The organism is Paracoccus sp. NFXS7 (assembly GCF_040148865.1).
GTDB classification, from domain to species: domain Bacteria; phylum Pseudomonadota; class Alphaproteobacteria; order Rhodobacterales; family Rhodobacteraceae; genus Paracoccus; species Paracoccus marcusii.
In genome coordinates, this window is record NZ_JAKEKV010000001.1 from 114431 (window position 1) to 131428 (window position 16998).

Annotated in this window: 20 protein-coding genes and 1 tRNA gene; 7 read left to right on the forward strand and 14 right to left on the reverse strand. The window is 65.6% G+C overall.

Annotated elements, in window-relative coordinates; all coding sequences use genetic code 11:
- Positions 1 to 2: 2 nt before the first annotated feature.
- The 4 genes from LZ686_RS00610 to tig all read right to left on the reverse strand — a co-directional run bounded on the left by LZ686_RS00610 (position 3) and on the right by tig (position 3286).
- Positions 3 to 956 (reverse strand): hypothetical protein, encoded by a 954-nt coding sequence (locus LZ686_RS00610; RefSeq protein ID WP_349546679.1) that lies wholly within the window; start codon positions 954 to 956, stop codon positions 3 to 5.
- A gap of 363 nt (positions 957 to 1319) precedes the next feature.
- Positions 1320 to 1393: transfer RNA gene (locus LZ686_RS00615), tRNA-Gly, on the reverse strand.
- Between the two features lie 42 nt (positions 1394 to 1435).
- Positions 1436 to 1855: a DUF1489 family protein gene (locus LZ686_RS00620; protein ID WP_045980796.1), complete on the reverse strand. Its 420-nt coding sequence runs from the start codon at positions 1853 to 1855 to the stop codon at positions 1436 to 1438.
- Positions 1856 to 1951: 96 nt separating this feature from the next.
- Positions 1952 to 3286 carry a trigger factor gene (gene tig, locus LZ686_RS00625; RefSeq protein WP_045980797.1) on the reverse strand — a complete coding sequence of 445 codons (1335 nt, stop codon included), beginning with the start codon at positions 3284 to 3286 and terminating at the stop codon, positions 1952 to 1954.
- A 156-nt stretch (positions 3287 to 3442) separates the two neighbouring features.
- Between tig and selD the strand changes: the two genes are divergently transcribed.
- Positions 3443 to 4504 (forward strand): selenide, water dikinase SelD, encoded by a 1062-nt coding sequence (gene selD, locus LZ686_RS00630; RefSeq protein ID WP_349546680.1) that lies wholly within the window; start codon positions 3443 to 3445, stop codon positions 4502 to 4504.
- Here selD and LZ686_RS00635 read toward each other — a convergent pair.
- The 4 genes from LZ686_RS00635 to LZ686_RS00650 form a co-directional block, all read right to left on the reverse strand.
- Positions 4501 to 4998, reverse strand: coding sequence for a phosphatase PAP2 family protein (locus tag LZ686_RS00635; RefSeq protein WP_349546681.1), 498 nt, complete (start codon positions 4996 to 4998; stop codon positions 4501 to 4503). The genes selD and LZ686_RS00635 overlap by 4 nt on opposite strands.
- Positions 4999 to 5002: 4 nt before the next feature.
- Positions 5003 to 5410 carry a c-type cytochrome gene (locus LZ686_RS00640; RefSeq protein ID WP_349546682.1) on the reverse strand — a complete coding sequence of 136 codons (408 nt, stop codon included), beginning with the start codon at positions 5408 to 5410 and terminating at the stop codon, positions 5003 to 5005.
- A gap of 64 nt (positions 5411 to 5474) precedes the next feature.
- On the reverse strand, positions 5475 to 6140 hold the full coding sequence (locus LZ686_RS00645; RefSeq protein WP_304613954.1) for an ABC transporter ATP-binding protein: 666 nt from the start codon (positions 6138 to 6140) through the stop codon (positions 5475 to 5477).
- Positions 6133 to 7428 carry a lipoprotein-releasing ABC transporter permease subunit gene (locus LZ686_RS00650; RefSeq protein ID WP_349546683.1) on the reverse strand — a complete coding sequence of 432 codons (1296 nt, stop codon included), beginning with the start codon at positions 7426 to 7428 and terminating at the stop codon, positions 6133 to 6135. The genes LZ686_RS00645 and LZ686_RS00650 overlap by 8 nt, the downstream gene beginning before the upstream one ends.
- A 135-nt stretch (positions 7429 to 7563) precedes the next feature.
- Between LZ686_RS00650 and radA the strand changes: the two genes are divergently transcribed.
- From radA to purF, 3 genes are all read left to right on the forward strand, one after another.
- A complete protein-coding gene (radA, locus tag LZ686_RS00655; RefSeq protein ID WP_349546684.1) occupies positions 7564 to 8928 on the forward strand; it encodes a DNA repair protein RadA in 1365 nt (454 codons plus the stop codon).
- A gap of 42 nt (positions 8929 to 8970) precedes the next feature.
- Positions 8971 to 9564 (forward strand): CvpA family protein, encoded by a 594-nt coding sequence (locus LZ686_RS00660; protein ID WP_045980780.1) that lies wholly within the window; start codon positions 8971 to 8973, stop codon positions 9562 to 9564.
- 130 nt (positions 9565 to 9694) lie between these two features.
- Positions 9695 to 11185 carry an amidophosphoribosyltransferase gene (purF, locus tag LZ686_RS00665; protein ID WP_349546685.1) on the forward strand — a complete coding sequence of 497 codons (1491 nt, stop codon included), beginning with the start codon at positions 9695 to 9697 and terminating at the stop codon, positions 11183 to 11185.
- Positions 11186 to 11242: 57 nt separating this feature from the next.
- On the opposite strand, the gene LZ686_RS00670 is transcribed toward purF, so the two are convergent.
- The 4 genes from LZ686_RS00670 to LZ686_RS00685 are packed head-to-tail and all read right to left on the reverse strand — an operon-like array spanning position 11243 to position 13462.
- On the reverse strand, positions 11243 to 11677 hold the full coding sequence (locus LZ686_RS00670; protein WP_349546686.1) for an NUDIX domain-containing protein: 435 nt from the start codon (positions 11675 to 11677) through the stop codon (positions 11243 to 11245).
- Positions 11674 to 12708 (reverse strand): 5-(carboxyamino)imidazole ribonucleotide synthase, encoded by a 1035-nt coding sequence (locus tag LZ686_RS00675; protein WP_349546687.1) that lies wholly within the window; start codon positions 12706 to 12708, stop codon positions 11674 to 11676. The genes LZ686_RS00670 and LZ686_RS00675 overlap by 4 nt, the downstream gene beginning before the upstream one ends.
- On the reverse strand, positions 12701 to 13186 hold the full coding sequence (purE, locus tag LZ686_RS00680) for a 5-(carboxyamino)imidazole ribonucleotide mutase (protein WP_349546688.1): 486 nt from the start codon (positions 13184 to 13186) through the stop codon (positions 12701 to 12703). The genes LZ686_RS00675 and purE overlap by 8 nt, the downstream gene beginning before the upstream one ends.
- Positions 13187 to 13246: 60 nt before the next feature.
- The gene (locus LZ686_RS00685; protein ID WP_045983047.1) at positions 13247 to 13462 is read right to left on the reverse strand and encodes a YdcH family protein; all 216 of its coding nucleotides are present in this window, start codon (positions 13460 to 13462) and stop codon (positions 13247 to 13249) included.
- Positions 13463 to 13584: 122 nt separating this feature from the next.
- On the opposite strand from LZ686_RS00685, the gene LZ686_RS00690 reads away from it, so the two are divergent.
- From LZ686_RS00690 to LZ686_RS00700, 3 genes are all read left to right on the forward strand, one after another.
- Positions 13585 to 14016 carry a hypothetical protein gene (locus tag LZ686_RS00690; protein WP_349546689.1) on the forward strand — a complete coding sequence of 144 codons (432 nt, stop codon included), beginning with the start codon at positions 13585 to 13587 and terminating at the stop codon, positions 14014 to 14016.
- A 107-nt stretch (positions 14017 to 14123) separates the two neighbouring features.
- A complete protein-coding gene (locus tag LZ686_RS00695; protein ID WP_045983045.1) occupies positions 14124 to 14552 on the forward strand; it encodes an Hsp20 family protein in 429 nt (142 codons plus the stop codon).
- Complete coding sequence (locus tag LZ686_RS00700; RefSeq protein WP_045999169.1) at positions 14545 to 14772, forward strand: DUF1150 family protein; 228 nt, start codon at positions 14545 to 14547, stop codon at positions 14770 to 14772. The genes LZ686_RS00695 and LZ686_RS00700 overlap by 8 nt, the downstream gene beginning before the upstream one ends.
- Here the strand turns inward: LZ686_RS00700 and LZ686_RS00705 are convergent.
- Both LZ686_RS00705 and LZ686_RS00710 read right to left on the reverse strand, forming a co-directional pair.
- Positions 14769 to 15569, reverse strand: a complete 801-nt coding sequence (locus LZ686_RS00705; protein WP_349546690.1) for a TolB family protein — start codon at positions 15567 to 15569, stop codon at positions 14769 to 14771. The genes LZ686_RS00700 and LZ686_RS00705 overlap by 4 nt on opposite strands.
- The gene (locus tag LZ686_RS00710; RefSeq protein WP_349546691.1) at positions 15566 to 16993 is read right to left on the reverse strand and encodes an MFS transporter; all 1428 of its coding nucleotides are present in this window, start codon (positions 16991 to 16993) and stop codon (positions 15566 to 15568) included. The genes LZ686_RS00705 and LZ686_RS00710 overlap by 4 nt, the downstream gene beginning before the upstream one ends.
- Between the last annotated feature and the right edge of the window lie 5 nt (positions 16994 to 16998).

A 16998-nucleotide genomic window follows, 5' to 3' on the forward strand; every position in this document is an offset into this window, starting at 1 on the left:
AATCAATCATTATTTTGATTGATCATATAAATAGGACTAAAAGATTTCCCTATGCCGTCAGCCTCCAGCTTTATCTCAATATCAGAAACTACCCGTTTCTTTTTGTCAATATCTTGAATTAAACTAACGCCAATAAGATTCCTTATAAGATTAATGTCAACGATTGTTATTGGGCGGACGAGCTTGTTGTTCTTAAGTACACCTCCCCTGATCTCTCTTATCTCCTTCAGTCTACGGCTAATAGCTATTGAGTTTAGTTCTGTTTCAAAAGCTTTCCTGGCTGCGCCATCACCAATGGCAAATTCGAACGCGATCCAAGTGAAAGTAAAAATATCGTTTTGAGTCAGTTGTGAAGAAGCAGCACGCAGAGCAACGACCGCCCGATCAGGAAGGTCAGTATTCATTCCATCAAGGAAAGCAAGATCTGCCCAAGGTTCTACCCCAGGAATAATAAAATCAGCATTTCCTAAAGGTGCTAACTCCCCAGTCTGCTGCAACGTGGTTATTAGTGAAGTTGCACCAATACTTATGCCACTAAATGACACATCTATAAGCGCGAATAAACGTTCTATTTCAGCTGAGTTAAACGTCATTTCACTTACTAGATGCGTCATAAATCCCAAATATGTTCCTTCAAAATGACGGAGTTCGGGAGTCCCGCTGATTTTTAGTTTATCCGGCGAAAAAAATGTCAAATTAGTGCGATATACTCCCCACATGTCTGCACCCTCACGTCCAAAATCAATAGCAAAAGCAACAATTGGCCTCTGCACGGCCTTCTCTGCTAAACGCTGGATGCATCCTATAGATTTCTCCATGCGAGATGCAGGAGCCCAGACCATAGCGATATTCCCACCCAATCCTTTCTGCTCAGCGAGCTCCAAAAGTTTTTTACTCAACCTGTTACTAGGGTGATGCGTCCATTCTGGATAAGTCTCGGAAGAGAGAGAGAACATGAAAATCCTGTTAATGCTTTATAGGAGAAGTTGCGAACGTCTGGACGCGGCACATCTAAACTCCGCTAAATTATTTCATCATACGATTCACAACTTAGATAGGTCTCCGTTCTAAAAGTTTATCCTACCTCGTAGAGTGGCGTTCATAGCTACGCTCAAAAAAATCTGTAAACCGGCATTCCACCAGTTCTGCCAAAATTATCCCAGGAATGCGAACCGTCTTCGGGACATCCTTCGGGATTCGTTGCCTCAACGCGACTTAGTTTGGGCATAAAGCACAGTATTTCGGTTCACCGTCGTAAGGGCGCCAGTTCATGCGCTACGCCTAACACGTTGAAAAAAAATATTAATGCCATGGAAATTTGGAGCGGGTGAAGGGAATCGAACCCTCGTCGTAAGCTTGGGAAGCTTCTGCTCTACCATTGAGCTACACCCGCATCGTTCGTCCGGATAGCGGCTGGCCGCAGTCCCGTCAAGCCTCAGCGCAGGCCCATGTCAGCCAAGGCGGCAGCGATGGCGGGGGGCAAGGCCTCCTCCAGCGCGCGGCCTGCGGGCAGGTCCGGTGGCGCATCCGCAGCGGCCAGATAACGCCAGCCTTGGAACGGACGGCGCGGAACGGCCGCAACCCGAACTAGGTCGCGGTCCAGCACGATGCCGCAGCGCTGGATGCCGTCGGCACCCTCGACCCGTTCCAGGGTCAGGATGCGCTGGCGGGCCATCATGACGCCCTTGAAGACCCAGAAGATCGACCCGCCTTCCAGCAGCTCCGCCTCGCGCTTGGGCCACATGCGCGTGACGTGACGCGCCGGGCCGGACCCGAACCGGGTCTGCCACGCAGCCAGCTCATCGGGGCCTTCGGCACCCACGCACAGTTTCATCAGGTGAAGGCTTGTCGTCATGGCGATCATCTAGTCGCGCCCGATCTGTCCATCAAGCCCCGAACGCAAAAGGGCCGCATCCGAAGATGCGGCCCCTGCGCGGTCAGTGGACCGAAATCACAGCTCGTCCAGCGCCTCGACGGCCTTTTCCAGCTCTGCCTTGGTTACGGTCTTCTCTTCGACCTTGGCCTTTTCGGCGATCAGGTCGACAACCTTGTCCTCGAAGATCGGAGCGCGCAGCTGCTGCTGGGCGGCCTGGTTCTGCTGGATGAACTCGAAGAACTGACGCTCCTGGCCCGGATACTGACGGGCGGCGCGCAGCACTGCCTGGGTCATCTCCTGGTCGGTCACGGTGACCTCGGCCTTCTGGCCGATCTCGGCCAGCAGCAGGCCAAGACGCACGCGGCGCTCGGCCAGGGTCTTGTGCTCTTCGGTCGGCTCGATGGCATCGTGGTTGTGGCCCTGAACCTCGGGGTTCTCCTCGTGCCACAGTTGGTGCGCGATCTGGGCGGCCTCGGCCTCGACCAGCGACTTGGGCAGGTCGAACTTGACCGCCGCATCCAGCTGGTCCAGCAGCGAACGCTTCATGATGGCGCGGGCGGCGCCGGCATACTCGGCCTCCAGACGCTCGGTGATCTGCTTCTTCAGACCGTCCAGGTCGTCGGCGCCGAACTTCTTGGCCAGCTCGTCGTCGATCTCGGCCTCTTTCGGGGCCTTGACGGCCTTGACCGTGCATTCGAAGGTGGCGTCCTTGCCGGCCAGGTGCGGTGCGCCGTATTCCTCGGGGAACTTCACCTCGACCTTGACCTCGTCACCGGCCTTCACACCGACCAGCTGGTCCTCGAAGCCGGGGATGAAGCTGTTCGAACCCAGGACCAGCGGATAGTCCTCGGCCGCGCCGCCCTCGAAGGCCTCGCCGTCGACGAAACCCTTGAAGTCGATGGTGACCTGGTCACCGTCCTTGGCCTTGGAGCCTTTCTTGCGGTCCTCGAAGGACTGCGACGACTTGGCCAGGTTCTCCAGCGCCTCGGTGACTGCCGCGTCTTCGGCGGGCACGGTCAGCTTTTCCAGCGACAGCGCGGTCAGGTCGACCTCGGGGATCGCGGGCAGCGTCTCGTAGGTCACGTTGACCACGACGTCGTTGCCCTCTTTCCAGGTTTCGCCGTTCTCCATCTCGACCTTGGGCTGGGCGGCGGGGCGGTCGCCCGACTTCTCCAGGTGGTCCTTCAGCGCGCCGTCGATGGCGTCCTGCATGGCCTCGCCCAGGATGCGCGGGCCGAACTGCTTCTTCAGCATCGCCATGGGCACCTTGCCCTTGCGAAAGCCCTTCATCTCGACTTCCGGCTGAGCTTCTTTCAGCTTGGCGTCGACGGCTTTGGCCAGGTCTGCTGCGGGCAGCGTGAACTGATACCCGCGCTGAAGACCGTCGTTCTGCGTTTCCTTGACCTGCATCATCGTCCTCATAGAAAGAAGGGCCACCGATCCGGCGGCCTGAAAATTTGAGCCGTTCTAGTCGCCGTGCCGCTGGCCTGCAAGCAGATTGCGGGCACCCGGCGCTGGAACATCCCCGCCGCCGCGCTATGCTGCGTCCAACCGACAGGAGTCCCCATGACCGCCACCGACATGCAAGAACCGCGCCTGACATCCCTGGCCCATGGCGGCGGCTGCGGCTGCAAGATCGCGCCGGGCGTCCTGTCGAACCTGCTGCGGGGCAGCGCCGCCCTGCCCGTCCCGCCCGAACTGCTGGTGGGGATCGAGACGTCGGACGATGCGGCCGTCTACAAGCTGAACGACCGGCAGGCGCTGGTGGCGACGACCGACTTCTTCATGCCCGTGGTGGACGATCCGCATGATTTCGGTCGCATCGCTGCGACCAACGCGATCAGCGATGTCTATGCGATGGGCGCGACGCCCATCCTAGCGCTGGCGGTGGTGGGCATGCCGATCAACGCGATCTCTCATGCGACGATCGCGGCGATCCTGGATGGCGGCGCTTCGATCTGTCGCGAGGCGGGCATCCCCATCGCCGGCGGCCACACCATCGATTCGGTCGAGCCGATCTATGGCTTGGTGGCCTTGGGCCTGATCGACCCTGCCCTGCTGAAGCGCAATGCCGAGGCACAGCCGGGCGACCTGTTGGTGCTGGGCAAGCCTCTGGGCGTGGGCGTCATGTCTGCCGCGCTGAAGAAGGGTCAACTGGACGACGAAGGCTATGCCCGCATGATCGAGGTCACGACCAAGCTGAACCGCCCCGGTCCGGACCTCGCCGCCATCGAGGGCGTGCATGCGATGACCGATGTCACCGGCTTTGGTCTGGGGGGCCACGGGTTGGAGATGGCGCGCGGATCGGGCTGCGATCTGATGATCGACTGGTCCGCCGTGCCGCGGCTGCCGGGCATCGACGCGCTGATCGCGGCGGGCCATGTCACGGGCGCCTCGGGCCGCAATTGGGCCAGCTACGGCGAGGGCGTGGCCCTGCCCCAGGGCTTCGGCGATGCCGAACGCGCGCTGCTGACCGATCCGCAGACCAGCGGCGGACTGATGGTCGCTTGCGCGCCGGACGCGCTGGAGGCGGTGCAGGCGGCCTTTGCGCGCCACGGTTTCGCGGATGCCGCCGTCATCGGCGAGGTCGGCCCGCGCAGCGACGCGCCCCGCGTCATCCTGCGCTAGAATCGCAGGCCAAAGTTGATCGCGGCCCCTTCGGAGCCGATGCCAAAACTGGCCGCGCCGAAGCTGATCCCGATCAGCGCACCGGCCAGCGCCTGATCGGCCGTATGTTCGCCGGCCTGCACACGGCTGAAAGCGGTCAGCCCCGCGGCGCCATAGGCGGCGGCGCCCAAAGCGGGATCGTCCTCCCAGCACTTGCCGGCCAGATCCGCGGCCCCGAACCCCGCGGCGGCGGAATGCCCCGACGGGAAACCCCGCCCCTCTCCGGTCGGACGGGTGCCCAGGGGCGATCCGTCGAACACCGCCTTGAGGCCCAGCACCACCGCTGCCTGCAGGGCACCGCGCACGGCGAAATCCTCCAGCCGATCCTGATCGGCCGCGCAGACGGCGGCCGCCAACGGCAGCGCATATTTCATCGTGGTCCCGAACCGTTCCAGCCCGTCAGCACCCGCAGGCACGGCCAGCATGCAGGTCAGCCCGACAATCGCCGCGCGCATGGCTTTAGCGCTGCAGGGTCTGGAGGTAATCTGCCAGCGCGACCAACCGCGCGGGCGTGGCGACGCGCTGGCCCGAGCCGTCTTCATACATGACGACCGGCCCCTCGCGCAGGACCTCAAAGATCGGCATGTGCGATTCGCTGCGCCCCATCGTGTATCCGACCAGCTGGCCCATCACGCGGGTCTTGGGGAAGACGCCCCCATCCTGTGCGGCCAGCATGGTCAAGTCCGCGGGTGCGGGCACCATGCCCACGGCGGCGGGCCCGTTGCCCCGTCCGCCCGGCCCGTGACAGCTTGCGCAGTAATCCGCGTAATCGCGCGCCGCGCCCGTCGGTTGCGCCTCGGGCGCGCAGGCGGCGACCAGCCCCGCCAGCGCCAATCCCGCCGCCCCTGCCATCATCACTGCCCGCATCGTCCGTGCCCCCGTCGGTTGTCGTTTCGTCCAGCATGCACCCGCGCGCGGGGCGGTGCAACGATCAGGCGGCGGTCAGGCGCACCACGCGGTCCATCCGTGCGGCCAAGGCATGGTTGTGCGTGGCGATCAGCGCCGACAGGCCGGTATCGCGCACCAGCCCCATCAGAACGTCGAACACCCTGTCCGACGTCTCGGGGTCCAGGTTGCCCGTGGGTTCGTCCGCCAGCAGCAACGCGGGCTGGTTCGCCAGCGCCCGGCAAAAGGCCACGCGCTGCTGCTCTCCGCCCGACATCTGGGCGGGGCGGTGATCCGCGCGATGCGCCAGGCCGACGCGGTTCAGCAGATCGGCGGCCCGCGCCTGCGCGTCGCGGGGGGCTGTGCCATTGGCTAGCTGCGGCAGGACGATGTTCTCGGCCGCGCTGAATTCGGGCAGCAGGTGGTGGAACTGATAGACAAAGCCCAGCTCCTGCCGCCGCGCCTCGGTCCGCGTGCGGTCCGGCAGGCCGGTCATGTCGCGCCCGGCCAGCCAGACGCGGCCCGCATCGGGCGTGTCCAACAGCCCCGCGATATGCAGCAACGTCGATTTCCCCGCCCCCGACGGGGCGACCAGTGCCACGACCTCTCCGCGGGCGACGGTCAGGTCCAGCCCGTCCAGCACTGTCACCGGCGCGGGACCGTCCTTGGCATAGGTCTTGCCCACGCCCTCCAGCCGCAACACGTCACTCATAGCGCAGGGCCTCCACCGGGTTCATGCGCGCGGCGCGGCGCGCGGGAAAGATCGTCACGACGAAGGACAGCGTCAGCGACAGCGCCACCGCGCGGAAGATGTCCCAAGCCCGCAGATCGGCGGGCAGACGATAGATGCCGCGCACCTCGGGCTGCCACGCCCCGCCCCCGGTCAGCGCATTCAGCGCCGCCATGATGTTGTCCACGTTCAGCGCCAGGGCCACGCCCAGGATCACCCCCGCGATCGTGCCTATGATGCCGGTGAAGGCACCGCACAGGAAGAAGACCCGCAGGATCGACCCTTCGGTCAGGCCCATCGTGCGCAGGATGCCGATGTCGCGGCCCTTGTTCTTGACCAGCATGATCAGCCCGCTGGTGATGTTCATCGCCGCGATCAGGACCAGCACCGACAGGATGACGAACATCACGTCGTCCTCCATGTCCAGCGCGGACAGGAACGACCCGGCACTGTCGCGCCAGGACCAGGTCTGCGCGCCCTCTCCGGCGGCGCGCATCAGGGGCAGCGTCCAGTCGTCCACGCGTTCGGGGTCGTCGACGAAGACCTCGATCTCGTCCGCGACACCCTCGCGGTTGAAATAGGACTGCGCCTCGGCAAGGGGCATGTAGACCCGCGTGCGGTCGATGTCATAACGCCCGGCGCTGAAGATATAGGTCACCTCATAAGCGTTCACCCGCGGGGTCGTGCCCATGGCGGTGCGCGCACCCTCGGGGGCGATCAGGCGGATGCGGTCGCCCACCCCCACGCCCAGCTCGCGGGCGATGCCAGAGCCGATTGCGATGCCCTGATCGAACCGCGCAAGGTCACCCTCGGACGTGGCGGGATCGACGATCCGGGGCATCGCCTCCAGGTCGGCCCGCGTGACGCCGAACACCTCGGCCACGTTGGAGGAGTCGTTGGCGCTGGCCATCACCTGACCCTTGATGATGGCCGCGGTGCGGGTGACGCCCGGAACCTCGGCCAGCCGCGCGGCCATGGCCTCATAGTCTGCGATCCGACCGGGCACGACATAGACGTCGTCCGTGAACTCGTTGGTGATGGTCTGCGGCGCCATGTAGACGGTCGTGTGCGCGTTCGCGCCCAAGATTGTGTCCACGAACTCGGCCCGGAAGCCCGCGCGGACGGCCAGCGTGGCGATCAGCGCCATGACGCCCAAGGCGATGCCGATCAGGCTGATCCAGGTCATGACGCTGACGCCGCCCTCGGCGCGCCGCGCCCGCAGGTACCGCCAGGCGATCATGAATTCGAAGCGCGAAAAGCCTATCGCCATGGTCCAAGCCCCTGAATTTCCGCCCGGACCCTGCCCCCGCCGACCCTGAAATTCAACCCGACAAAGGCGTGAATGCCTTGCATTCGTGCTAATACCCACCTTGCGACGCCCGCGCCCCGGTGCGACATGAGGGGCATGGCAAAAGCGACAACAGCCTTCACCTGCACCGCCTGCGGCGCCGCCCACAAGAAATGGGCCGGGCGCTGCGACGCCTGTGGCTCCTGGAACACCATCATCGAGGAAGCGCCCCTGTCCCAGGGCCCCGGCCGGGGACTGGGCGCGGCCAAGGGTCGGGCCGTGCCCCTGTCGGGCCTGTCTACCAACGAACCGCCCCCGCCCCGCTTCCTGTCGGGCATCGACGAGCTGGACCGCGTGCTCGGCGGCGGCCTGGTTCCCGGCTCGGCACTGCTGGTCGGCGGCGATCCGGGCATCGGCAAGTCGACGATCCTGCTGCAGGCAGCTGCGGCGTTTTCGCGTGCGAACTATCAGGCGATCTATTTCTCGGGCGAGGAGGCCAGCGCACAGGTGCGGATGCGCGCCGTGCGCCTTGGGCTGGCCGAGGCACCGATGCGCCTGGGGGCCGAGACGAATCTCAGGAACATCCTGACCACGCTGGACGCCGAACGCCCCGACGTGGCGGTGATCGATTCGATCCAGACCCTGTGGTCCGACACCGTCGAGGCCGCGCCGGGCAGCGTGGCCCAGGTCCGCGCCGCCGCCCACGAGCTTGTGACATTCGCTAAAAGCCGCGGTGTCGCGGTGATCCTGGTGGGCCACGTCACCAAGGACGGCCAGATCGCGGGCCCCCGCGTGGTCGAGCACATGGTCGATTGCGTCCTGTATTTCGAGGGCGAACGCGGCCACCAGTTCCGCATCCTGCGCAGCGTCAAGAACCGCTTTGGCCCGTCCGGAGAGATCGGCGTGTTCGAGATGACCGGCAGCGGCCTGGCCGAGGTCACGAACCCGTCTGCGCTGTTCCTGTCGGAACGCGGCCAGCCCATCGCCGGCAGCGCGGTCTTTGCGGGCATCGAGGGCACCCGGCCGGTCCTGACAGAGGTTCAGGCGCTGGTGGCGCCATCGACGCTTGCCAGCCCCCGGCGCACCGTCGTGGGCCTGGACAGCGGCCGCGTCAGCACGATCCTGGCGGTCCTCGAGGCACGCTGTGGGATACCCTTCGCGGGGCTGGACGTGTTCCTGAACGTCGCAGGCGGCATGAAGGTCGCGGAACCCGCGGCAGACCTGGCCATCGCCGGCGCGCTTCTGTCGGCGCGTGAGGATAACGCCCTGCCCTTGGAAGCCGTGCTTTTCGGCGAAATCAGCCTGTCGGGGGCGTTGCGCCCCGTGTCGCAGACCGAAAACAGGTTGAAAGAGGCGCAGAAACTTGGTTTTTCACAGGCTATCCTGCCCGACGCCTCCAAGGTCGAGGGCCAGTCGGGAATGGCCCTTCGGCGCATCACCGATCTGACCGCATTTGTGGGCGAGGTCTTCGGCGCCGGCTGAACCGCCTGATACTGAACGACAACCGGCGCAAGGGGCGGTTTTATGGACGGATTTACGATCATTGATGCGGTGGTGGCGGCTGTCATCATCCTGTCGGCCATCCTGGCGTGGTCGCGCGGTTTCGTGCGCGAATCGCTGGCGATCCTGGGCTGGATCGGGGCGGCCGTGCTGGCCTTCCTGTTTGCACCCACGGTACGGCCGATGGTGGCGCAGCTGCCGGTGCTGGACCGCTTCATGGGCGACAGCTGCGAGCTGGCGACGATCGCGGGCTTTGCCGTCGTCTTCGCGCTGGCGCTGGTGATCTTCTCGATCATCACGCCGCTGTTCTCCTCGGTCGTGCAACGCTCGGCCCTGGGTGGCGTGGACCAGGGGATGGGTTTCCTGTTCGGCGTGGCGCGCGGCATCCTGCTAGTCGCGATCGCCTTCATCGTCTATGACCGCGTGATGACCACGCAGGACGTCCCGATGGTCGAGAATTCGCGGTCTGCCCAGGTCTTCGAGCGCATGCGCGGCCAGATGGACGACCAGATCCCCGCCGACGCGCCGGGCTGGATCGTGACCCGCTATGAACAGATGGTCATGGGCTGCACCGCCACCGGCACCCCCGTCACGACCGAAGCGCCCGCGGCGAACTGATCCGCCATGACAGGCAGATGACGAAAAAGCGCCCCTGCGGAACTGCGGGGGCGTGACTTTGTCGGCCGTCGGCACTACATGTCCCCCGACAGCACGACGACATCAGCCCCCACAGATCGAGGCCCGCGCGATGCAACCTTTCCTGGCCCATCCGTTCGATTCGGACCGTCTGCACGAGGAGTGCGGCATCTTTGGCGCGATCGGCGTGGTCGATGCCTCGAACTTCGTGGCCCTGGGGCTGCACGCGCTGCAGCACCGCGGACAGGAAGCGGGCGGCATCGTCGCCCACCATCCCGACTTCGGCTTCAACAGCGCCCACCGGTTCGGCTATGTCCGTGACAATTTCACGAAGCCCGACCTGATGGCGACGCTGCCGGGACAGCTGGCCATCGGCCATGTCCGATATTCCACCGCCGGGACCAAGGCCAACACCGCGATCCGCGACGTGCAGCCGTTCTTCGGCGAATTCCACATGGGCGGCTGCGCGATCGCGCACAACGGCAACATCACCAATGCCGCCGCCCTGCGCCGCGAACTGATCGAGCGCGGCTCGATCTTCCAGTCGTCGTCGGACAGCGAATGCATCATCCACCTGATGGCCCGGTCGATCCAGCGCAACATCCCCGAGCGGATGAAGGACGCGCTGCGCCGGGTCGAGGGCGCGTTCAGCGTCATCGCCATGACCCGCACCAAGCTGATCGGCGTCCGCGACGCCTTGGGCGTGCGTCCGCTGGTGCTGGGCCGCGTGGGCGAGGACGGGTACGTCCTGGCCTCAGAGACCTGCGCGCTGGACATCATCGGCGCCGAATTCCTGCGCGAGATCGAGCCCGGAGAGATGGTCGTCATCTCCAAGGGCCAGATCGAATCGTCGCGGCCCTTCGGCCCGTCGACCGGGCGGTTCTGCATCTTCGAACACGTGTATTTCTCGCGCCCCGATTCGATCATCGGCGGCCGGTCGGTCTATGAGACCCGCCGCCAGATCGGCGTGGAACTGGCCCGCGAGTCACCGGTTGAGGCCGACCTGGTCTGCCCGGTCCCCGACAGCGGCACGCCCGCGGCGATCGGCTTTGCGCAGGAGTCTGGCATTCCCTATGGCATGGGAATCATCCGCAACCAGTACATGGGCCGCACCTTCATCGAGCCCACCGACCAGATCCGCAATATGGGCGTCCGGCTGAAGCTGAACGTGAACCGGGCACTGATCCGCGGCAAGCGGGTCGTGCTGGTCGACGACAGCGTGGTCCGCGGCACCACCAGCCGGAAGATAAAGGACATGATCCTCGATGCGGGCGCGGCCGAGGTGCATTTCCGGATCGCGTCGCCCCCGACCGCCTGGCCTTGCTTCTATGGCGTGGACACGCCCGACCGCGACAAGCTGCTGGCGGCGAACATGTCGCCGGAACAGATGCGCGAATGGATCGGCGTCGACAGCCTGTCCTTCGTGTCGCTGGACGGGCTGTACCGCGCGGCGGGAGAGGCCGCGGGGCGCGACCCGCAGGCGCCTCGCTATTGCGACGCCTGTTTTTCGGGCGACTATCCGGTGGCGCCCTTCGATCAGCTGGAGCGCGGCTTCCGCATGAAGGTCGGATCCGAGACCGCGGTCAAGCAAGCCGCCGAGTAGTTGCGTCCCGCGACGGCCGGGGGGCCAGCCCCCCGGACCCCCCGCCGTGGTTCCGCATCAGCCGACGATCCGCTCCAGCGGGTCGTATCGTGCCGTGCCATCTCCCCAGATCGCATCCCCCAGCATATCGGGCTTGTGCCTAAGCGTGGTCAGTTCGGCACGGGTGACCCATCGCGCACGGTTCACGACGCCTTCGGGATCGGTCAGCGTCAACACGTCGGGCCTTGTCAGCGTGGCGCGGAAATGCACCTCGACCTGGTGAAACCGCCGGGAGGGGTCGTGGAATTCGTTCACCAGGAAGGGATCACCGACGGCGATGCTCAGGCCCGTCTCCTCCAAAACCTCGCGCGCCAGATTGTCGGGCAGCGAGGCTTGCGGTTCGACCCCGCCGCCCGGCAGGCACCACAGGTCGGACTGCTGCCCCGGATAGGCATTCACCACCAGCACGCGATCGCGATGGATGATCGCGGCACGCACCGCCAGTCGGATCATCCGGCGATCCGGTTCACGTGGCCCATCTTGCGGCCCGGCCGCGCCTGCCCCTTGCCATAGAGGTGAACCTGCGTCCGGGGCTGTGCCAGCAGCGCGGGCACACGGTCCATGTCGTCGCCGATCAGGTTCTCCATCACGACGTCCACATGACGCTTGCCGTCGCCCAGGGGCAGTCCTGCAACGGCGCGGATATGCTGTTCGAACTGATCGACCGCGCAGCCGGCCTGCGTCCAGTGGCCGGAATTGTGCACGCGGGGCGCGATCTCGTTCACGATCAGTCCCTCCGGGGTCACGAACAGCTCGACCCCCAGCACGCCGACATAATCCAGCGCGTTGGCGATGCGCGCGGCGATCAGCACCGCGTCGGTGGTCACCCGCCCGGGCAGGCCGCAGGGCACCGTGGTGGTGCGCAAGATGCCGCCCTCATGGACGTTCAGGCCCGGATCGAAGGCCGCCACCTGGCCATCGGTGCCGCGTGCGATGATCACGCTGATCTCGGCAGTAAAGTTCACGAACCCCTCCAGGACCGACGGTGCGCCGGTCCAGTCGGCCGGACCCTCTCCGATGCGCACCTGCCCCTTGCCGTCATAGCCCATGCGGCGGGTCTTGAGGATCGACGGGCGACCGATCCGCGCAATGGCGTCGTCCAGCGCGCCCTGAACCGGCACGTCGGCAAAGGGCGCGACGGTCAGGCCGATGTCGGTCAGGAAGGTCTTTTCGGTCAACCGGTCCTGCGATACCGCAAGCGCGCGCCGCCCCGGGCGGATGGGGCGCAGGCTTTCCAGCAGATCCAGTGCGCTGGTCGGCACATTCTCGAATTCATAGGTGATGACGTCGACGCTGTCCGCAAAGGCCCGCAGCGCGGCCTCGTCCTCATAGGGGGCGGTCGTCACGCGCCAGGCGACGTCACCCGCAGGGGCGGCGCCTGGTTCGAAGATGTGACAGCGCAGGCCAAGGCGGCTTGCGGCCGCCGACAGCATCCGGCCCAGCTGGCCGCCGCCCAGGATCCCGATGGTACGGACCTTAGTCATCGGCGGGCTCCTCTGGGATCGAGGCCGACAGCGCCATGCGCCAGTCGTCCAGCCGCTGCGCCAGTGCCGGGTCGTTCAGCGCCAGGATGCCCGCGGCCATAAGCCCCGCATTGGCGGCACCCGCCGCCCCGATCGCCATCGTGGCGACCGGATAGCCCTTGGGCATCTGCACGATCGAATACAGCGAATCGACACCGGACAGCGCCTTGGTCTGGATCGGCACCCCGATCACCGGGACGCGGGTCTTGGACGCCATCATTCCGGGCAGATGGGCCGCGCCCCCTGCCCCCGCAATGATCACGCGCAAACCACGCCCGACCGCCGACTTGCCATAGTCCCACAGCCGGTCCGGGGTGCGGTGCGCGCTGACGATGCGTGTGTGATAGGTCACGCCCAGTTCGTCCAGGATCTGTGCCGCCTCGCGCATGGTCGGCCAGTCGGACTGGCTGCCCATGATGATTCCCACCGCTTCGGTCATCTGTCGTCCCCGTATTGTGCGCCGCGTGCCTGTCCTAGCGCGGGTCCGCGCGGGTCGCAATCAGGCGATGATGTCGGGGGTCAACTCATCCTCCAGTCGGGCGATGCGATCCTTCAGCGACAGTTTCTGCTTCTTCAGCCGCTGCAGGGCGACGGAGGCGGTCAGCTGGCCCTGAAGGGCGGCGATGGCCTCGTCCAGGTCGCGATGCTCGCAGCGCAGGGCCGCAAGACGGGCGCGGCTGATTTCGTCGTGGTTCATCGAATGCTGCATGTTCATCGGGCGGGCTCTTGGGAAATGCCGTGGTTCCGACTTATAGCGCGTCGCGCGGCATCTGTTAAGCTGGCATGGACAAACCGCGCGGCTCACGCCATCGTGAGGGTGTGTCCCGGAGGGTTGCCATGTCGCGGCTTGCCACCATCCTTGCGCTGATGATCGCCGGCCCCACCGCGGGCCAGTCCGATGGCGATGTCACCTGGAACACGGGGCGCCTGCCCGACGGGCCCGGCCACGCCGCCGAGATCGCCTATGAGGGACGCAGGCTCAGCTATGTTTGCCGGCCCGGTGATGCGGGACGGCTGGTGATCGACGGAATGGGACAGACTGACGATCCCATCATCGTCCTGGTCGACGGACAGCGGATCGCCGTGCCGTCCGACATGACGAACGGCGTCCATTCTATCGCCGCCGATCCCGGATCGCAGCTGTTGTCCGCGCTGACCGGGGGGCGGCAGGTCACCCTGCTGGCCGGGCCGGTGACGCTCAGCCTGCCGTTGGAGGGGTCTCGGCGCGCGATCGGACAGGCGATGGAGGCCTGCGACCTTCGGCCCTGACAGCGCGGATCTTGCAAAACGATGCCGTCCTTTCCATATCGTGGGCAGGACGGGGGCCGCCGCAACGGGGCCCCGGACCTGCAGTCGCTGCAACGCAAAGGGCTGAGATGACGAAGATTTCCTTAGGGGCACATCCCTATCTGCTGGGGTTCGACCAGCTTGAACGCCTGGTGGAACGGGCCTCCAAGGGGGCCGAGGGCTATCCGCCCTATAACATCGAACACCTGCCGCCCGATGCCTTCCGCATCACCCTGGCCGTCGCCGGCTTTGCCGAGGACGACCTGGCCATCACGACCGAGGACCGCCAGCTGGTGATCCGCGGCCGGCAACCCGAACCGGACGACGCCCGCGTTTATCTGCATCGCGGCATTGCCGCCCGCGCCTTCCAACGCAGCTTCGTGCTGGCCGACGGGGTCGAGGTGACGTCAGCCGCAATGGAAAACGGGCTTCTGCACATCGACCTGCGCCGGGTGAATCCGCAGCAGGTCGTCAAGACCATTCCGATCAGCCGCAAGCAAGGGGATCATCATGGATAGCAAATTTGATTTCGGAGGCGGTACGTCCGCCCAGACCGTCTACATTCGGCAGGTCGCCGCCGCGACCCTGCCCCGCGACGTCCAAGACCAACTGCCCGGCGTTCAGACCCTGTACGCCGTTCACGACACCGACGGCGAACGGCTGGCCCTGGTCCAGGACCGCGCCCTGGCCTTCACCCTGGCGCGCGAGAACGAGCTGCGGCCCGTCAGCGTCCATTAGGCATAGCGCATAAACGCGAAAGCTCGCCCATCGGGCGACCAGCAGGGCACGTTCAGCGTGCCCTGCCCACCGAACAGGTCGCATAGCTTGCGCCGTTCCGTCCCGTCCGGCGCCATGATCCACAGGGACACGTCCCGGTCGCGCGGATGTTCCAGCGTCCCGGGCGCATAGGCCAGATAGACGACATGGCGCCCGCAGGGCGATGGATGCGGGAACCAGTTCACCGCGTCGTCGCGAAAGACCGGCGCGGCGTCCAATCCATCGACGCGCATCTTCCAGATCTGCGCATGACCGGTCGCGTCGCTGTTGAACCAGATCCAGGTACCACACGCACTGAAATCGGGACCGTCGTGATGGGCGACGTCCGGGGTCAGCACCCGTTCGCCGCTGCCATCCATGGCGCAGGTGGCGATGCGCACCACGCGGTCGCCCCGCGCGCAGGCATAGACCAGCCGGTCGCCATGCGCTCCGTGCCACCAGCTTGGGCGCTGCGTGCCCACCGGTTGGGTGGCCGTGCCGTCCCAGACATGCATCCCGGCCCCGGTCCCGTCATGTGCGGAAAAGATCACCCGCCCGTCGGGCAGAAAGCCGTGGTCGTTGTTGCACCGTTCGGCGCAGCCGGTCTGCAGCAGCTGCAGGCCGTCGGCATCGGCGCGCCACAGGCGCCCCTCTCCGTTCACAAGAAACCAGCCGTCAGGGTGCCAGTTCGGCGCCTCGATCAGCATCGGGGTGCGCAGGATCACGCGGGACTGCCCGGTGGCGACATCCCAGACCTCCAGGGACGACCGCCAGCTCATGGCGTCACCGCCCTGCGGTCACCGCGCCATTGGCGCAGCGCCAGCACCGTCAGGATCGCCGCAAAGACGCAGATCTGATAGGACAGCGCGTGGCCGATGGCCGCGGCATGGTCCTGATCAACGCGCAGGCGGACAAAGAACAGGCTGCTGACAATGGCAATGCCGATGGCCGCGCCGATCTGCTGAAACGCCTGCATCCCGCCCGTCGCTGCCCCCGCAATGCGCCCCGGCACGTCACGCAGCACCAGTTGGAACAACGGAGAGATCGCCAGACCCATCCCCAGGCCGTTCATCGCCAGAGGTCCGGCCAGCGTACCGGGGCCAAGATCGGCAGGCGGGTGGCCCGCCGCGTGGCGCAACCAGATCATCCCGGCCAGCATCACCGCCGCGCCCAGGGCGACCCGCCCCACCAGCGCCCGCGTCCCGAACCGCCCCGTGACATAGCTGCCCAGCATGATGCCCAATGGGAACGGCGCCGTGGCGATGCCCGATTCCAGCGGCGTAAGGCCAAAGCCTGTCTGGAAATAGATGGCCAGAACCAGAAACATTCCCGGAATGGCCGAGAAATGCAGCATCACCACCGTCACCCCGGACAGAAAGCCCCGATCGCGCAGCAACACCATCGGCAGCAGTTGTTCCCGGTCCTCCGCCTCCAGTGCGTGCTGGCGTCGCAGGAACAGCGCTCCGACGGGGATCGCCGCGACCAGGGTGACCAGCGTCCACCACGGCCAGCCCAGCAGCGGTCCCTCGATCATCGGCAGGACGACCAGCGTGATGGCCAGACCGAACAGGCCCACGCCCCACCAGTCAATCGCCATGTCGCGCGACGATTCCAGCCGCGGGATTAGCCAGAACCCCGCCAATACGACCAACAGCCCCACCGGCAGATTGACCAGGAAGATGGGCCGCCATTCAAGCCCGTAAAGGTTCCCGCTGATCAGCACGCCGCCCAACAGCGGCCCCGTGACCGCGCCCAGGCTGATGACCACGCCCGCCAGCGCGAATGCCTTGGCCTTCTGTTCGGGGGGAAAGATTACGTGCATGATCGCCATGACCTGCGGCACCATCATCGCCCCGCCGATGCCCTGCAGCGCACGCGCGCCGATCAAGACGTTGATATCGGGCGCAAGCCCGCACAGGACGGATGCCAGCGTGAACAGCCCCACGCCCGACAGGAACAGCCGCTTGCGTCCCAGCTTGTCCCCGAAGCGCCCGCAGGGCAGCAGGCCCACCGCAAAGGCCAGCACATAGGCGGCCGAGATCCATTCGATCTGCGTCTCGCTGGCGCCAAGATCGGCGCGGATCGAGGGCAGCGCGACGTTGACGATGCTGACATCGATCAGGTTCATGAAATTGCCCATCAGCAACAGCACGGTTGCTGCCCAGGGGTTCACGCCCTTGGGCGGGCTGGTGGGATGGGGCATCGGGC

Bases quoted from the DNA above. Each gene is read 5' to 3' on its own strand.
- selD (WP_349546680.1), top strand. From the start codon at position 3,443: ATGACCGCCACCGACATGCAAGAACCGCGCCTGACATCCCTGGCCCAT.
- LZ686_RS00685 (WP_045983047.1), bottom strand. From the start codon at position 13,462: ATGAACATGCAGCATTCGATGAACCACGACGAAATCAGCCGCGCCCGT.
- LZ686_RS00670 (WP_349546686.1), bottom strand. From the start codon at position 11,677: ATGATCCGACTGGCGGTGCGTGCCGCGATCATCCATCGCGATCGCGTG.
- LZ686_RS00610 (WP_349546679.1), bottom strand. From the start codon at position 956: ATGTTCTCTCTCTCTTCCGAGACTTATCCAGAATGGACGCATCACCCT.
- LZ686_RS00660 (WP_045980780.1), top strand. From the start codon at position 8,971: ATGGACGGATTTACGATCATTGATGCGGTGGTGGCGGCTGTCATCATC.
- LZ686_RS00690 (WP_349546689.1), top strand. From the start codon at position 13,585: ATGTCGCGGCTTGCCACCATCCTTGCGCTGATGATCGCCGGCCCCACC.
- purE (WP_349546688.1), bottom strand. From the start codon at position 13,186: ATGACCGAAGCGGTGGGAATCATCATGGGCAGCCAGTCCGACTGGCCG.
- LZ686_RS00635 (WP_349546681.1), bottom strand. From the start codon at position 4,998: ATGCGCGCGGCGATTGTCGGGCTGACCTGCATGCTGGCCGTGCCTGCG.
- LZ686_RS00695 (WP_045983045.1), top strand. From the start codon at position 14,124: ATGACGAAGATTTCCTTAGGGGCACATCCCTATCTGCTGGGGTTCGAC.
- LZ686_RS00700 (WP_045999169.1), top strand. From the start codon at position 14,545: ATGGATAGCAAATTTGATTTCGGAGGCGGTACGTCCGCCCAGACCGTC.
- LZ686_RS00645 (WP_304613954.1), bottom strand. From the start codon at position 6,140: ATGAGTGACGTGTTGCGGCTGGAGGGCGTGGGCAAGACCTATGCCAAG.
- LZ686_RS00710 (WP_349546691.1), bottom strand. From the start codon at position 16,993: ATGCCCCATCCCACCAGCCCGCCCAAGGGCGTGAACCCCTGGGCAGCA.
- tig (WP_045980797.1), bottom strand. From the start codon at position 3,286: ATGCAGGTCAAGGAAACGCAGAACGACGGTCTTCAGCGCGGGTATCAG.
- LZ686_RS00640 (WP_349546682.1), bottom strand. From the start codon at position 5,410: ATGCGGGCAGTGATGATGGCAGGGGCGGCGGGATTGGCGCTGGCGGGG.
- LZ686_RS00705 (WP_349546690.1), bottom strand. From the start codon at position 15,569: ATGAGCTGGCGGTCGTCCCTGGAGGTCTGGGATGTCGCCACCGGGCAG.
- LZ686_RS00650 (WP_349546683.1), bottom strand. From the start codon at position 7,428: ATGGCGATAGGCTTTTCGCGCTTCGAATTCATGATCGCCTGGCGGTAC.
- LZ686_RS00675 (WP_349546687.1), bottom strand. From the start codon at position 12,708: ATGACTAAGGTCCGTACCATCGGGATCCTGGGCGGCGGCCAGCTGGGC.
- radA (WP_349546684.1), top strand. From the start codon at position 7,564: ATGGCAAAAGCGACAACAGCCTTCACCTGCACCGCCTGCGGCGCCGCC.
- purF (WP_349546685.1), top strand. From the start codon at position 9,695: ATGCAACCTTTCCTGGCCCATCCGTTCGATTCGGACCGTCTGCACGAG.
- LZ686_RS00620 (WP_045980796.1), bottom strand. From the start codon at position 1,855: ATGACGACAAGCCTTCACCTGATGAAACTGTGCGTGGGTGCCGAAGGC.